Raw genomic sequence first — 15,145 nt, 5'->3', positions numbered from 1 at the left:
AAGCGGATTTTTTTATTTTTATACAGCAACACTTCCTTTAATGGCAGGATGCGGATCGTAATCTACAAGTGTAAAATCATTATAATCAAAATCAAAAATGTTTTTAATCTCAGGATTTAAAATCATTTTTGGTAATGGTCTTGGTTCACGCGTTAATTGCAGTTCCAATTGCTCAAAATGATTATTGTAAATATGTGCGTCACCAAAAGTGTGAATAAATTCACCTGGTTCTAAGTCGCATACTTGTGCAATCATCATAGTCAGCAATGCATAAGAAGCAATGTTAAAAGGAACTCCTAAAAAGATATCGGCACTTCGCTGATACAATTGGCATGAAAGTTTTCCTTTTGTTTCACCTTTTTCAGGATCTGGACTTGCTACGTAAAATTGAAAAAATGCGTGGCAAGGAGGCAATGCTGCTTTATTATTGGCTACATTTTCTTCAAAAGATTTTTTAGTGTCTGGCAGAACCGAAGGATTCCATGCAGAAACCAACATTCTTCGGCTGTTTGGGTTTGTTTTTAATTCGGTTATTAATTCAGAAATTTGATCAATTTCTTCGCTGTTCCAGTTACGCCACTGGTGTCCGTATACAGGACCCAAATCGCCATTAGAATCTGCCCATTCATCCCAAATTTTCACTCCGTTTTCCTGAAGGTATTTGATATTTGTATCGCCTTTTAAAAACCAAAGCAATTCGTAAATGATGGATTTTAAATGTAGTTTTTTGGTTGTAACCATTGGGAAACCTTCACTTAAATCAAAACGCATTTGGTAGCCAAAAACGCTTTTAGTTCCTGTTCCGGTACGGTCTCCTTTTTGATTGCCGTTTTCTAAAACGTGTTTTACTAAATCTAAGTATTGTTTCATGATTGTTTATTCGGTTATTCGTTTAACTGTTTAATCGATAACGAATAAACAAATCAACGATTAAACATATTTTTTATCTTCTAGAGATTTCGTCTCTAATTTTTGCTGCTTTTTCGTAATCTTCCTGAGAAACGGCTTGGTCTAAAAGCTCGTTTAATTCTTGTAAAGAATGTTTTGCGTAAACGTCTCCAGATTGGTTGCTTTCTTCTTCATGCCCGAAAGTTTCTGGGTTTGAAAGAACATCATCTATTTCTTGAGCGCCAGAATCTGTTTCTGCAGTATTCGATTTTAAATAAATTCCAGCTTTATCTAAAATGTTTTTATAAGTAAAAATAGGAGCGTTGAAACGAAGCGCCAAAGCGATAGCGTCAGAAGTTCGTGCATCGATAATTTCTTCGATTTTATCTCTTTCGCAGATCAAACTTGAATAAAAAACACCGTCGACTAATTTATGAATGATAACTTGTTTTACCACGATATCAAATCTTTCGGCAAAATTTTTAAATAAATCGTGTGTTAACGGGCGTGGCGGTTTTATTTCTTTCTCTAAAGCAATAGCGATTGACTGGGCTTCAAAAGCGCCAATAACAATAGGTAATTTTCTTTCGCCGTCGACTTCATTCAAAATTAAGGCATAAGCGCCATTTTGAGTTTGACTGTATGAAATTCCTTTTATGGATAATTTTACTAGACTCATATATATTTGTAAAAAAGGCACTTAGTACCTTATTTTAATACTATTTTGGGTTGGAAAATAAAGCTGCAATTTTAATCAAAAAATATGGAACAAAAAAGCTGCCTATAAACAAAGATACAACATCTTGTTTTTAGGCAGCAATATTTTTAAAGAGAATTCTTTGTATTAAGAATGCTGAGCTTTAAAAGCTTTTAATTTCTCTGTTAATTGTGGTACAATTTCAAAAGCATCTCCAACAACACCATAGTCAGCAACTTTAAAGAAAGGAGCTTCTGGGTCGTTATTGATCACTACTTTTACTTTAGAAGAGTTAATACCAGCAATGTGCTGAATAGCTCCAGAAATACCTATAGCAATATATAAGTTTGTTGCAACTGGTTTTCCTGTTTGTCCAACGTGCTCGCTGTGAGGTCTCCATCCTAAATCTGAAACTGGTTTAGAGCAAGCCGTTGCAGCGCCAAGAACAGCAGCAAGATCTTCTACTAATCCCCAATTTTCTGGGCCTTTTAATCCGCGTCCGCCAGAAACTACGATATCTGCATCAGCGATAGAAACTTTTCCAGAAACTTTTTCTACAGATTCTACTTTTACTCCAAAGTCATTATCTCCAACAGTTGGGTTGAAATCTTCTGCAGCGGCAGCTCCTGCACTTTCAAAAAGTCCGTAAGAGTTTTTAGCTAAACCAAGAACTTTTACATCTGTATCGATTTGTGTAATGTTGAAAGCTTTGTTTGAAAAAGCATTTCTTTTTACTTGAAATGGAGAAGTGCTAACTGGCAATCCAACTACATTTGAAGCAAAACCAGCATTTAAAGCCACAGCAACTAGCGGTGAAAGATAAATGCTATCTGTTGTAGAAGAAAGCAAAACTACTTTTGTTCCTTCTTTTTCAGCAGCTTGTTTAATTACATCAGCGTAAGCTTTTGCATTAAAACCAGCTAATTTGTCATTGCTTACTTTTAAAACTTTATCAACTCCGTATTTGCCTAACTCGCTTACATCGCTGATGTTTACTGTTAAAGCAGTAACAGTTGTTCCTAATGATTCGGCTACTTTCTTAGCATAAGAAGCTAATTCGAAAGCCACTTTTTTAAATTTTCCTTCTGCAGATTCTGCATATATTAATATTGACATAATTTTTTTGTTTTGAAGTTTAAAGTTTCAGGTTTCAAGTTCTCAAACTGAAAACCGCGACTGAAAACTGATTACTAGATTACTTTCGCTTCGTTGTGTAATAAATTGATTAATTCATCTAAATTATCTGCAGAAACTAATTTTACTGCTGATTTTGGAGCTGGTTTTTCAAATTTCACCGCTTTTGTATTTACAGCTGCATCAACCGGCTCAAGAATAGTAAGAGCTTTTGTTCTTGCAGTCATAATTCCTCTCATGTTCGGGATACGTAAATCTTTCTCTTCAACAAGACCTTTTTGACCTCCAATAATTAAAGGAAGAGTAGTGCTCACGGTTTCTTTTCCACCATCAATTTCACGAACTGCTTTTACATTGTTTCCGTCAACAGTTAAAGCTGTACAAGAGTTTAGGAAGTTGTATCCTAAGATTCCGGCAATCATTCCAGGGACCATTCCACCGTTATAATCTAAAGATTCTTTACCAGCAATTACAAGATCGTAACCACCGTTTTTAATTACTTCCGCCAATTGTTTTGCTACGAAGAAACCATCTGTAGGATTTGCGTTAACGCGAATAGCTTCGTTTGCTCCAATAGCCAATGCTTTACGTAAAGTTGGTTCAGTATCAGGACCTCCGACATTTACAACCGTTACATTAGCACCTTGTTGTTCTTGAAACCATATAGCGCGTGTAAGACCAAATTCGTCGTTAGGATTAATGACATATTGTACACCATTAGTGTCAAATTCTGAGTCACCGTTGGTAAAGTTAATTTTTGAAGTAGTATCAGGCACATGGCTGATGCAAACTAGTATTTTCATAAGTATATATTTTGAATTTATAATATGCTTTTACAAATTTAGAATTTAATTTGGAATAATTATACTATGCATGCATAATATTTTTTAAAACTATTACGATTTCGCAGATTGTTCAGTTTTGGATGATTTTCATCGGAATCTAAAAATAAAATAATATTCATTTTGTCTGATTGTTAGGAATTTTGCAATAACCGATAGCTGGAAAGCAAATTAAATTTGTCTTAGAAATACTAATTTTTGATTTTTTACGTTAGGATGAATGAATTTTGAAGAAACAAGAATTAAACAAATAGATAGAAGTTTGTCTGAAAAATATTTTAGAAAGAATTAAGTGTTGATAATACGCTATTATATCGATTTCGTAATTATCACAATAAAGTTTAAAAAGTTAAAACCTGAGAACAGATAGAAGTTCATGCGATTTTAAATTCAATTTTTGCTTTTAAGTTATTTAAAATATTTATTTTTGCTCTTCAGAAAATTCAACATACAATATAAAATATGAGAACAATACAATTTAGAGAGGCCATTTGTGAAGCAATGAGCGAAGAAATGCGTCGCGATGAATCCATATATTTAATGGGAGAAGAGGTTGCAGAATACAATGGAGCTTACAAAGCTTCTAAAGGAATGCTAGCTGAGTTTGGTGAAAAAAGAGTAATTGATACTCCGATTGCTGAGCTTGGATTTTCAGGAATTGCAGTAGGTTCTGCAATGAATGGAAACCGTCCTATTGTAGAATATATGACATTCAACTTCTGTTTAGTTGGTATTGATCAAATTATTAATAATGCTGCTAAAATGCGTCAAATGACAGGAGGACAATTTAATGTGCCTATCGTTTTCCGCGGACCAACAGCTTCTGCTGGTCAATTAGGAGCTACTCACTCTCAAGCTTTAGAAAACTGGTTTGCTAATACTCCAGGTCTTAAAGTTGTGGTTCCTTCAACTCCTTATGATGCAAAAGGACTTTTAAAATCAGCTATCCGTGATAACGATCCAGTTATTTTCATGGAATCTGAGCAGATGTACGGAGACAAAGGTGAAGTGCCAGACGGAGAATATACAATTCCTCTAGGTGTTGCCGATGTTAAACGTGAAGGAACAGATGTAACAATTGTTTCTTTTGGAAAAATCATCAAAGAAGCTTTTATCGCTGCTGATGAATTAGCAAAAGAAGGAATCTCTTGTGAGATTATCGATTTAAGAACAGTTCGTCCAATGGACAAAGACGCCATCTTAAAATCGGTTAAAAAAACAAACCGTTTAGTAATTCTTGAGGAAGCTTGGCCAGTTGCCAGCCTTTCTTCTGAGATTTCTTATATCGTTCAAGAGCAAGCTTTTGACTTCCTTGATGCGCCAATTCAACGTATTACAACTGCTGATACTCCTGCACCTTATTCTCCAGTATTGTTAAAAGACTGGTTGCCAAATGCAGGTGATGTAGTAAAAGCGGTTAAAAAAGTATTATACAAATAATACAAATACAAAATACTCATAAAACTTCATCAGGCAGAATGGATTGGTGAAGTTTTTTTTTACTTTATAATGAACAAATTAACTCTACTTCTCTTATATATTGTATTTGCATTTGCGAATGTTGTTACTGCACAAACTAAGGTGAGTGGAGTTGTTTTGGACAAATCCAACCAGCCAATACCTTTTGCTAATGTAGTTTTTAAAGGTTCTAATATTGGAATCGTTTCTAATGAAGACGGCCGTTTTTATTTAGAATCGCCAAATACTTATACCGCACTTATAGTTACTTCGGCAGGATTTTCGGATAAAGAAGTTCCTTTAGAAAAAGCAGTCAATTACAATTTTAAGATTGTTTTGGGCGAAGCTGAAGCATTGAATGAAGTTGTAATTTACACTGGGAAAACTTCCAAAAAAAATAATCCAGCCTTGGATATTTTGAGAAAAATATGGGAAAGAAAACGTAAAAACGGATTATACCTATTTAATCAATATCAAATGCAGAAGTACGAAAAAGTAGAATTTGACATGAACACTATTGATAGTGCATTCATGAAAAACAAGCTTTTTAAAGGAATGGAGTTTATCTTTAATCACGTTGATACTTCTGACGTTACAGGGAAAACCTATTTGCCGATCTTCATCAACGAATCGGTTTATGATGTTTATGGAGATAATAAATTAAAGAAAGTAAAAGAAAATCTTACGGGAAATAAAATGTCTGGTTTTAACGGAAATCAGCAGATTTTATCTTTTGTAAAAGACCTTTATTCTGATTACAATATTTACGACAACCACCTAAAGTTTTTTGATAAAAGTTTCACAAGTCCGTTGTCAAGAACAGGAATTGATGTTTACAATTACGTTCTAAAAGACAGTGCTTATATCGATAAAAAATGGTGTTACAATATTGTTTTTTACCCAAGACGTAAAAACGAATTGACGTTTAAAGGAGATTTTTGGGTAAATGATACCACTTTTGCCATCAAAAAAATTAATATGGGCGTTACAAAAAGTGCCAATATTAACTGGGTAAAAGATATTTATATCGAACAGGAATTTGAAGTAGAAAATGATTCTGTTTTCCTTTTGACGCGTGATTATATGATGTCTGATTTTGCTTTAAACAAAAAAGAAAAATCAAAAGGAGTTTACGGTAAAAGAACGACTTTATACCGCAATCATAAATTCAATATTCAGAAGCCAGAGAAATTCTATAAAGAAGAAGTCAATTTTATTGATAATGCCGTTTACGAACGACCGCCAGAATTCTGGGAGGAAAATCGTTTCGAAAAACTAAATAAAGACGAACAGGGAATTTATAAAATGCTTGATACATTGCAAACTGTCAAGCGATTTAAACAATTGTATAACCTTGTCTCCATTTTAGGAAGCGGTTATATTGAATTTAAGAATTTCGATTACGGACCTATATTTTCAACTTTTGGATATAATGAAGTCGAAGGTATAAGGCTAAGAGTGGGTGGAAGAACCTATTTCGGTCCAAACGATCCTTGGCGTATTCAAGCTTACACGGCTTACGGATTTGATGATAATAAATTCAAATACGGCGTTTCTGGAAAATGGATGCTTGACAAGAAAAATAGATTAATAATTTCTGGGGGAAATAGGCGTGACATTGAGCAGATTGGAGCGAGTTTAACCACAACAAACGACGTTCTAGGACGAAGTTTCGCCTCTTCAGCTCTGTTTACGACGGGAAGCAATGGAAAACTGACCAATATTAATCTAAGTAACATTTCTATAGAAATGGAGCCTAAAAAGAATTTTATTGTCTCAGCAGGGCTTTCGTATCGAACATTAGAATCGGCTTCCAAAACATTTAGTTTAGATTATTACACTACTTTGCCAACTCCTGAAAATCCTGCCGGTGTTGTGGAAAGTATGGTAAAACAGTCAGAAGCCAATATTCAGTTTGAGTTTATGCCAAACAGAAAAACCATTGGTTATGGAGTAGAAAGAGATTTAGTAGATAGTCCCTACAGTCATTTCTTTGTCAATTTCAGTTATGGATTGAAAGGTGTTTTTGACAGTGATTTTGCTTACGAAAAAATTCAGGTTTTCTACAGACAGCCCATTATTATTGGACCTTTAGGAAGAACAAATATTACAGTTGAAACAGGAAAAACATTCGGAACAATTCCGTTAGGTTTAATGAGTGTAATTCCGGGTAACCAGACTTATTTTACGATTGAGAATACATTCAGTAACTTAAATTTCTACGAGTTCGTTACCGATCAATATACAACCCTGCAGTGGAATCATGATTTTGGAGGTAGATTATTTGCTAGAATTCCATTCATGAGAAAGCTGAACTGGAGAGAATTTATAGGAATTAGAGCGGTTCATGGAACTATTTCTGATGCCAACCGCGCTATTAATGCTTCGGGATTGCCATACAATGCTCCTGAAAAAGTATACTGGGAATATAATGCAGGAATTGGAAATATCTTTAAAGTTTTCCGTCTTGATTTCTCTTGGAGAGGAAATTACCTAGATATGCCAGATGCACATAAATTTGCAATTAAAGGATCATTTGGATTTTATTTCTAGTTTTAAAAAGTTACAAAGGTTCAAAGTTACAGAGTTACAGAGTCGCAGAGGTTTAAAATCTTTGCGACTTTTTTGTTTCACGCAGATTTTGCAGATCGAGCAGATTTTTTATCCGCTTAATCTGCAAAATCCGCGAGAGAAAGAAAACTTAGCAACTTGGCGTTTTCGCGAGATTATTTTTTACTTATTTTTGAGATTAGACATAAAAGAATCATCATGCAAGAAGCCATTGACTTTCTAACCAATAAAAATCCAATATTTCTACAAATTATTGAAAAATATGGATTACCGCCAATTCCGAGACGCCCGCCTGGATTTGAAACTTTGGTTTTATTAATTCTCGAGCAGCAGGTTTCTATAGATTCGGCGAAAGCCACGTTCTTAAAAATTAAAGCTTTTACAACTTGTAATCCTGAAAATATGGTTCTTCTTTCTGACGAAGAATTTAGAAGCCTTGGAGTAAGCCGTCAGAAAACAAAGTACATTAAGATTTTAGCAGAAGCAGTTTTAAACAAAGAGTTGGATATTGAAAGTTTAGCTTCAAAATCTGCAAAACAAGTTCGCGAAGAGCTTATTAAATTAAAAGGAATCGGAAACTGGACAATAGATATTTATTTAATGTTCTGTCTTGAAGAACCCGATTTAATTCCATTAGGCGATATAGCTGTCATAAATACAATCAAAGAATTATTAAATATCCATGACAAACAAGAAATGGAAATTCATGCAGAACAATGGAGCCCGTTTCGTTCTTATGCAACCTATTTGCTCTGGCATTATTACTTAAAAAAAAGAAATAGAACAATTAGCTATTAAATGCTTGTTTTTTAAACTCTAATGAAGATAATTTAACCTTGTTTTTTATTGTAAAACTAGATTCTTTAGTTATTTTTGCAACCGAAATTATAGAAACAATAAAAAACAAAAATGACCGCAGACAAATTAACGACTTTCGATGTATTGATCGAAATACCAAGAGGAAGCAGAAATAAATATGAGTACGATTTTGAAATTAAAAGAATGCGTTTCGACAGAATGTTATTCTCTTCTATGATGTACCCAGCAGATTACGGATTTATTCCAGAAACTTTAGCTTTAGATGGCGATCCTCTTGATGTATTAGTTTTGGTAAACGAACCAACTTTTCCTGGATGTGTAATGGAGGTTAAACCAATTGGTGTTTTCCACATGGCAGATGACAAAGGACCAGACGAAAAAATTATTTGTGTACCAGTTTCAGATCCAATCTGGAATTCATTAAACGATCTTTCTGATATTAATCCACACTTATTAAAAGAAATCGAGCACTTTTTCCAAGTTTACAAAGATCTTGAGCATAAAAAAGTAGACGTAGAAGGATGGGGAGACGTAAAAGAAGCTTACGATATCATCGCAGAGTGCACAAAACGTTTTGATGACATTGAAAATAAACCGGCTGGATTATTTAGTATTAAATAATTTTAACCTTATTCTATTATAAAAAAAGCAATACTGCCGTCAGGAGTATTGCTTTTTTGTTTAAATTCGTTCAGTTAGATTGTTGACTATTAACCAAAACCAATAAAATATTATGAATGCATTTATGATTTACCTGCCAATTATAATGGCAGTTTTAGGATTACTTTTCATGGGAATAAAAAGGACTTGGGTTTTAAAACAAGACGCTGGAGACGGTAAGATGAAAGAGATTTCAGATTACATCTACGAAGGAGCCTTAGCCTTCCTAAAAGCCGAATACAAACTATTAAGCATCTTTGTAATCATTGCCAGTTTAGCTTTGGCAGGAATTACTTTTATTCCGGGAGTAAAAACACATTTATTAATCGTAATAGCATTTATTTTTGGTGCATTTTTCTCTGCTTTAGCAGGAAATATGGGAATGAAAATAGCAACCAAAACAAACGTTAGAACTACTCAGGCAGCTCGTACGAGTCTTCCGCAAGCATTAAAAGTTTCTTTTGGCGGAGGAACTGTAATGGGGTTAGGTGTAGCGGGTTTAGCTGTTTTAGGTTTAACATCCTTTTTTATCATTTTCTTTCATTTGTTTTCTGGAGGAGTTTGGAAAGACACCGATACTATGACGGTTGTTTTAGAAACTCTTGCAGGATTTTCACTTGGAGCCGAATCTATCGCTTTATTTGCAAGAGTAGGTGGTGGAATCTACACAAAAGCGGCCGATGTTGGAGCCGATTTAGTGGGTAAAGTTGAAGCGGGAATTCCGGAAGATGATCCTCGTAACCCAGCAACAATTGCAGATAATGTGGGAGATAACGTAGGAGACGTTGCAGGTATGGGAGCCGATTTATTTGGATCTTATGTTGCCACTGTTCTAGCGGCAATGGTTCTAGGAAACTATGTGATAAAAGATATGGGCGGAAGTATTAATGATGCTTTCGGCGGAATTGGACCAATTTTGCTTCCAATGGCAATTGCCGGTTTCGGAATTTTATTTTCGATTATCGGAACAACATTAGTAAAAATATCAGATGATAATGCTAAAGAAGCACAAGTGCAGAAAGCATTAAATATAGGAAACTGGGTTTCTATCGTTTTAACAGCTGTAGCTTGCTTCTTTTTGGTACAGCACATGTTGCCAGAAACTATGCAAATGACTTTCTTTGGAGAAGGTTCTAAAGCTATTTCGTCAATGCGTGTTTTCTACGCCACTTTAGTCGGATTAGTAGTTGGCGGAGCTATTTCATCAGTAACAGAATATTATACAGGATTAGGAACAAAACCAGTATTGGCTATAGTTCAAAAATCATCTACAGGTGCAGGGACAAACGTAATTGCAGGTTTGGCAACCGGAATGATTTCTACTTTTCCAACCGTATTGTTATTTGCCATCGCAATTTGGATTTCGTATGTTCTAGCAGGATTTTATGGAGTTGCTTTAGCTGCTTCAGCAATGATGGCTACAACGGCTATGCAATTGGCAATTGATGCTTTCGGACCAATTTCTGATAACGCTGGAGGGATTGCTGAAATGAGCGAATTGCCAAAAGAAGTTCGTACTAGAACCGATATTTTAGATTCAGTTGGAAATACAACAGCAGCAACAGGAAAAGGATTTGCTATTGCTTCTGCGGCCTTAACTTCATTGGCCTTATTTGCAGCTTATGTAACCTTCACAGGAATCGACGGAATTAATATCTTTAAAGCACCGGTTTTAGCGATGTTATTTGTCGGTGGAATGATTCCGGTAGTTTTCTCAGCTTTAGCAATGAATTCTGTTGGAAAAGCAGCAATGGATATGGTGTACGAAGTTCGTCGCCAGTTTAAAGAAATTGCTGGAATTATGGAAGGGACAGGAAAGCCAGAATATGGAAAATGTGTTGAAATTTCTACAAAAGCCGCTTTACGTGAGATGATGCTTCCAGGAGTTTTAACGATTGGTTTTCCGATTGCAATTGTTCTAATTGGAAAATTAGTTTATTCAGATAACAATCAATTAATTGCTGAAATGTTAGGAGGATATATGGCTGGAGTTACAGTTTCTGGAGTACTTTGGGCTGTTTTCCAAAACAATGCCGGTGGCGCTTGGGATAATGCTAAAAAATCTTTTGAGGCAGGAGTTATGATTAATGGCGAAATGACTTATAAAGGTTCTGATGCACATAAAGCCGCGGTAACAGGAGATACAGTTGGAGATCCGTTTAAGGATACTTCTGGGCCATCAATGAATATTTTAATCAAATTAACTTGTTTGATTGGATTGGTAATTGCTCCAATTTTGGGTGAAGGCCATTCTCCGTCAGATATTGCTGGAAAAGCGTCTTGCTGTGCTAAAACTGAAATGCATGCAGGAATGTCTAAATGCGGCGATATGTCTGGAATGACGAAGGAAGAATGTATTAAAATGTGTAAAGAAAAAGGTTGTTCTGAAGAAGAAACAGCTAAATGTTTAGCTCATTTTGATGCAAACGGAAAATACTCTCATGCAGAAAGTCAATCAGTTCGTGTTGAGGTTAAAAATATCAACGGAAAAACTACTGGAACTGTTACCAAAACAGTGGACGGAAAAACTACAACTGAAGTTTTTGAAGGTACTGAGGAAGAAGTTTTAGCAAAAGTAGAAGCTGCGAAATAATAGCTTTGTCAAAGTTTTAAAAATAGAAAATGCCTCTAAATTTAGAGGCATTTTTTATTGATTCAAAGCATATTCTTTAATCAACGTTGAAGCTGGAATATGTAGAGCTTCGGTTAAAACTCTTATTTGTTTTATTGTTAATGCTCTTTTGCGATTAAACAATTCAGATACTCTTGAGCGGCTATTCAAAATAATTCCTAAGTCGGCATCACTTAATCCATTTTGCTCCATCATAAATTTAATGGCTTCAATAGGGTCGGGTTCAGGAATAGGATAATGAATTTGTTCGTATTTTTCTATTAGTGTCACCAGAATATCCAACTCATCTCCTTCAGCAGTATCTGGTTTGGCATCAAAAAGAAGATTAACTCTTTCTAATGCTAAACTATAGTCATGTTCTGTTTTTATTGGTTTTATATTCATAGTTTACAAATTTTTAATATCTTTTAAATCGTCATATTCATTATGTGTTCCAACAAAAAGAATATAAACGATTTGAGTTTCATAATTGATTTTTACAATCAAACGATAATGATTTCCACAAATATTGAAGATTACTTTATTATTACCAACAAAATCAGCAGTCCCAAAAAAAGATTTTATAGCGTTAGAATTAGAAAAACTATTTTTATCAAAAACCTGATACCAGGATAATAATTGCTGTTTTGAATTTGGAAATCTTTCCCAAAAATTTTGCAGGGTTCTTTTCGCTATTATTCTCATAACTTACATTGCAAATATATTTATTTTTTCCCAAATAGGGAAATCTTATTAAAGCAAAACAAATGTAAGAAAATATATAATAAAAAATGCCTCTAATTTTAGAGGCGGTTATTTTTTGTGCAAATTAGGAACTTCTGTTTTAAAACAATCCGTTCAATTCAGCATCAATTCTACTAATGATATCTCCTAGATCTTCGGGATTGTCAACAAAATTGATATTGTCCACATCAATAATTAAAAGTTTTCCTTTAGTATAAGTTTGAATCCAAGCTTCATATCTTTCATTCAAACGGCTTAAATAATCGATAGAAATAGAGTTTTCGTATTCGCGCCCGCGTTTGTGAATCTGTCCAACTAAATTCGGAATCGAACTTCTTAAATAAATCAATAAATCTGGAGCTTTAACCAACGATTCCATCAATTCGAATAAAGACGTGTAATTTTCAAAATCACGGCTTGTCATTAATCCCATTGCATATAAGTTGGGAGCGAAAATATGCGCATCTTCATAAATCGTTCTGTCTTGAATGATTTTTTTTCCGCTTTCGCGAATTTGCTGCACTTGACGGAAACGGCTATTTAGGAAATAAATCTGAAGGTTAAACGACCAGCGCTCCATCTGATGGTAGAAATCATCCAAATACGGATTATCAACTACATCTTCATAATGAGGTTCCCATTTGAAATGTTTTGCCAATAATTTGGTCAAAGTTGTTTTTCCTGCGCCTATGTTTCCTGCTATTGCTATGTGCATTACGGTGTTACGATTTTATAATTTGATATATCTGTAGCTGTAAAAATAGATAAAATTTGGTCTTTGTAATAAAAATTGTCAAAGGTTTTTTCTAAAATTTTAATCTCAGAAAGTACTTCAGGATTTAATTTGTTGAACCCTTTAAAATACAATAAATTATCCTTGCTGAAAAGATATTGTGAAGTATTAACTATTGCGATTCTATCAAAATCAGCAATCTTTCCCAATGATGTTATCTTTCCGAAAATATCGCAAGCGTAAAAATTGTTTTTCTTGTCAATCCAATAGAAAGTATTAAAATCAGTTTGATAATATTGTATTGGTTCTGTAAGTGGAATTGAAACGGTTTTGTATTCATTTTTTAAATAATCAAAAAGACCAATTTGCTGGTTTAAGGTATTGTAAATCCATAACTGATTTTGTGTGGACATTCCAATGGCACTCACCACAATTGGAGAGGCATTCTGCGAAAAATTAATTTCGCTCATTTTATTTAATTGATTGTCCAATAGAACAACACTATTGAAATCTTCATAAAACAAAACAATCTTTAGCGGATTCTGAAGATCGACTTTTGTGATTTTTCCCAAGGAAACATTCTTATATTCAAAGATTTCTTTTCCTTTAATCTTGCTAAAAACATTATTCTTTATCTGGTATGAATAACCAAACGTATCGTATCCTAAAAAAGTATCTGAGGTATTTTTATACTGCGAAATCAAGGTTGGATTTATACTCCATTCCTGAGCAGAAAGCGCCTGAAAAGTGCAGAAAAGAAATACAGCAAATAAAATTTTTTGCACTATTTTAAGCATGAGAAATTATTTTACAAGAGTACCAAATTACAAAAACTCTTCTTATAAATTTTAAATTTATGCCTTAAACCTTTTTGAAATCTAATAGTCTAAAAAATAAGCGGTTCTGTCTATGCCTTAATGCCGTTTATATATTTAGTTTTTTGAATTTTAAAATAAATAATACATTTGAATGTAAGTTTTGTCGGATTTACTCACTTAAAGAAAATGAAATGAAAAAGATATTTTTTTATATGACTTTGATGCTTGTTTCTACCCAAATTCAGGCGCAAAAAGATTTCCAGGGAATGGCTGTTTACGAGTCAAAAACACAAGCGCCAAAGTTTGAGGGGATGCGCGGTAATAGAGATATTACGCCAGAAATGCAGAAAAATATGGAAGAGCGTATGAAAAAAATGCTCGAAAAAACATTCATTTTAAATTTTGATAAAGCAGCATCAATTTATAAAGAAGAAGAAAAATTAGAAACGCCTGGCCAACAGCAAGGAGGTTTTCGAGTTATGTTTGGTTCGCTTACTGGCGGTGGAGGTACTTTTTATAAGGATGTAAAGGCAAAAACGTATACTGTCGATAAAGAATTTATGGGCAAGGAATTTCTTGTTGTAGATTCTCTTCCAAAATTAGAATGGAAATTAGAACAAGAAACCAAGCAAATTGGCGGTTACAATTGCTTCAAAGCGACAGCTGTAAAACAGGCAAGTAAAACCGATTTTAGAAACTTCAGACCTAAAAAAAATGATGACAAAAAGGATGAAGAGAAAAAGACTTCTGGAGATACCAAAACGAATTTTGCAGATAATTTCGAAATGCCAAAAGAAATTGTCGTGACAGCCTGGTATACGCCAGAAATTCCTATCAATCAAGGGCCAGAAAATTATTGGGGACTTCCAGGATTAATTTTAGAAATCAATGATGGAACAACGACTATTTTATGTTCAAAAATTGTTTTGAATGCTAAAGATAAAGTGGAAATAAAACCTTCTAAAAAAGGAAAAGTAGTTTCTCAGAAAGAATATGACGAAACGGTAATTAAAAAAATGGAAGAATTTAGAGAGATGAACCGCGGCCGTGCTGGCGGACCTCCTCCTATGGGAAGATAATATCTTTAAAATTCCAATTTTTCAAAATCCAAAATCCAAATTGCTTCGCCTGTTCGCTATCGCTCGGGTCCAAACTTTCAATATTCTTATA

General features: G+C 34.1%; 14 protein-coding genes. 6 read left to right on the top strand and 8 right to left on the bottom strand.

Features of this window, described 5'->3' with window-relative positions:
* Nucleotides 1–18: 18 nt before the first annotated feature.
* From BB050_RS05640 to BB050_RS05625, 4 genes are all read right to left on the bottom strand, one after another.
* On the bottom strand, nt 19–870 hold the full coding sequence (locus BB050_RS05640) for a thymidylate synthase (protein ID WP_008466555.1): 852 nt from the start codon (nt 868–870) through the stop codon (nt 19–21).
* 73 nt (nt 871–943) lie between these two features.
* Nucleotides 944–1,567 carry a bifunctional nuclease family protein gene (locus BB050_RS05635; protein WP_008466556.1) on the bottom strand — a complete coding sequence of 208 codons (624 nt, stop codon included), beginning with the start codon at nt 1,565–1,567 and terminating at the stop codon, nt 944–946.
* Between the two features lie 165 nt (nt 1,568–1,732).
* Entirely contained in the window at nt 1,733–2,701 is a 969-nt protein-coding gene (locus tag BB050_RS05630; RefSeq protein ID WP_008466557.1) for an electron transfer flavoprotein subunit alpha/FixB family protein, read from the bottom strand.
* A gap of 74 nt (nt 2,702–2,775) precedes the next feature.
* Nucleotides 2,776–3,522, bottom strand: coding sequence for an electron transfer flavoprotein subunit beta/FixA family protein (locus BB050_RS05625; RefSeq protein ID WP_008466558.1), 747 nt, complete (start codon nt 3,520–3,522; stop codon nt 2,776–2,778).
* Nucleotides 3,523–4,023: 501 nt separating this feature from the next.
* Here BB050_RS05625 and BB050_RS05620 point away from each other — a divergent pair.
* The 5 genes from BB050_RS05620 to BB050_RS05595 all read left to right on the top strand — a co-directional run bounded on the left by BB050_RS05620 (nt 4,024) and on the right by BB050_RS05595 (nt 11,662).
* Complete coding sequence (locus BB050_RS05620) at nt 4,024–5,001, top strand: pyruvate dehydrogenase complex E1 component subunit beta (protein ID WP_008466560.1); 978 nt, start codon at nt 4,024–4,026, stop codon at nt 4,999–5,001.
* A 69-nt stretch (nt 5,002–5,070) separates the two neighbouring features.
* Nucleotides 5,071–7,572 (top strand): DUF5686 and carboxypeptidase-like regulatory domain-containing protein, encoded by a 2,502-nt coding sequence (locus BB050_RS05615; protein WP_008466561.1) that lies wholly within the window; start codon nt 5,071–5,073, stop codon nt 7,570–7,572.
* A 216-nt stretch (nt 7,573–7,788) separates the two neighbouring features.
* The gene (locus BB050_RS05605) at nt 7,789–8,388 is read left to right on the top strand and encodes a DNA-3-methyladenine glycosylase family protein (RefSeq protein ID WP_008466563.1); all 600 of its coding nucleotides are present in this window, start codon (nt 7,789–7,791) and stop codon (nt 8,386–8,388) included.
* A 111-nt stretch (nt 8,389–8,499) separates the two neighbouring features.
* Nucleotides 8,500–9,030, top strand: a complete 531-nt coding sequence (locus BB050_RS05600; protein ID WP_066032907.1) for an inorganic diphosphatase — start codon at nt 8,500–8,502, stop codon at nt 9,028–9,030.
* 112 nt (nt 9,031–9,142) lie between these two features.
* The gene (locus BB050_RS05595; protein WP_066032906.1) at nt 9,143–11,662 is read left to right on the top strand and encodes a sodium-translocating pyrophosphatase; all 2,520 of its coding nucleotides are present in this window, start codon (nt 9,143–9,145) and stop codon (nt 11,660–11,662) included.
* A gap of 54 nt (nt 11,663–11,716) precedes the next feature.
* On the opposite strand, the gene BB050_RS05590 is transcribed toward BB050_RS05595, so the two are convergent.
* The 4 genes from BB050_RS05590 to BB050_RS05575 form a co-directional block, all read right to left on the bottom strand.
* The gene (locus BB050_RS05590; RefSeq protein ID WP_066032905.1) at nt 11,717–12,085 is read right to left on the bottom strand and encodes a helix-turn-helix domain-containing protein; all 369 of its coding nucleotides are present in this window, start codon (nt 12,083–12,085) and stop codon (nt 11,717–11,719) included.
* Between the two features lie 3 nt (nt 12,086–12,088).
* Nucleotides 12,089–12,385 (bottom strand): type II toxin-antitoxin system HigB family toxin, encoded by a 297-nt coding sequence (locus tag BB050_RS05585; RefSeq protein ID WP_008466570.1) that lies wholly within the window; start codon nt 12,383–12,385, stop codon nt 12,089–12,091.
* Between the two features lie 139 nt (nt 12,386–12,524).
* Entirely contained in the window at nt 12,525–13,139 is a 615-nt protein-coding gene (locus BB050_RS05580; RefSeq protein ID WP_008466572.1) for a deoxynucleoside kinase, read from the bottom strand.
* Nucleotides 13,139–13,954: a hypothetical protein gene (locus tag BB050_RS05575; RefSeq protein WP_066032904.1), complete on the bottom strand. Its 816-nt coding sequence runs from the start codon at nt 13,952–13,954 to the stop codon at nt 13,139–13,141. The genes BB050_RS05580 and BB050_RS05575 overlap by 1 nt, the downstream gene beginning before the upstream one ends.
* Nucleotides 13,955–14,166: 212 nt before the next feature.
* Between BB050_RS05575 and BB050_RS05570 the strand changes: the two genes are divergently transcribed.
* Nucleotides 14,167–15,054, top strand: a complete 888-nt coding sequence (locus tag BB050_RS05570) for a GLPGLI family protein (protein ID WP_066032903.1) — start codon at nt 14,167–14,169, stop codon at nt 15,052–15,054.
* Nucleotides 15,055–15,145: the final 91 nt, after the last annotated feature.

Source organism: Flavobacterium anhuiense, from assembly GCF_001705175.1.
Lineage (GTDB): Bacteria > Bacteroidota > Bacteroidia > Flavobacteriales > Flavobacteriaceae > Flavobacterium > Flavobacterium anhuiense.
This window is presented reverse-complemented; position numbering and strand designations above follow the sequence as displayed.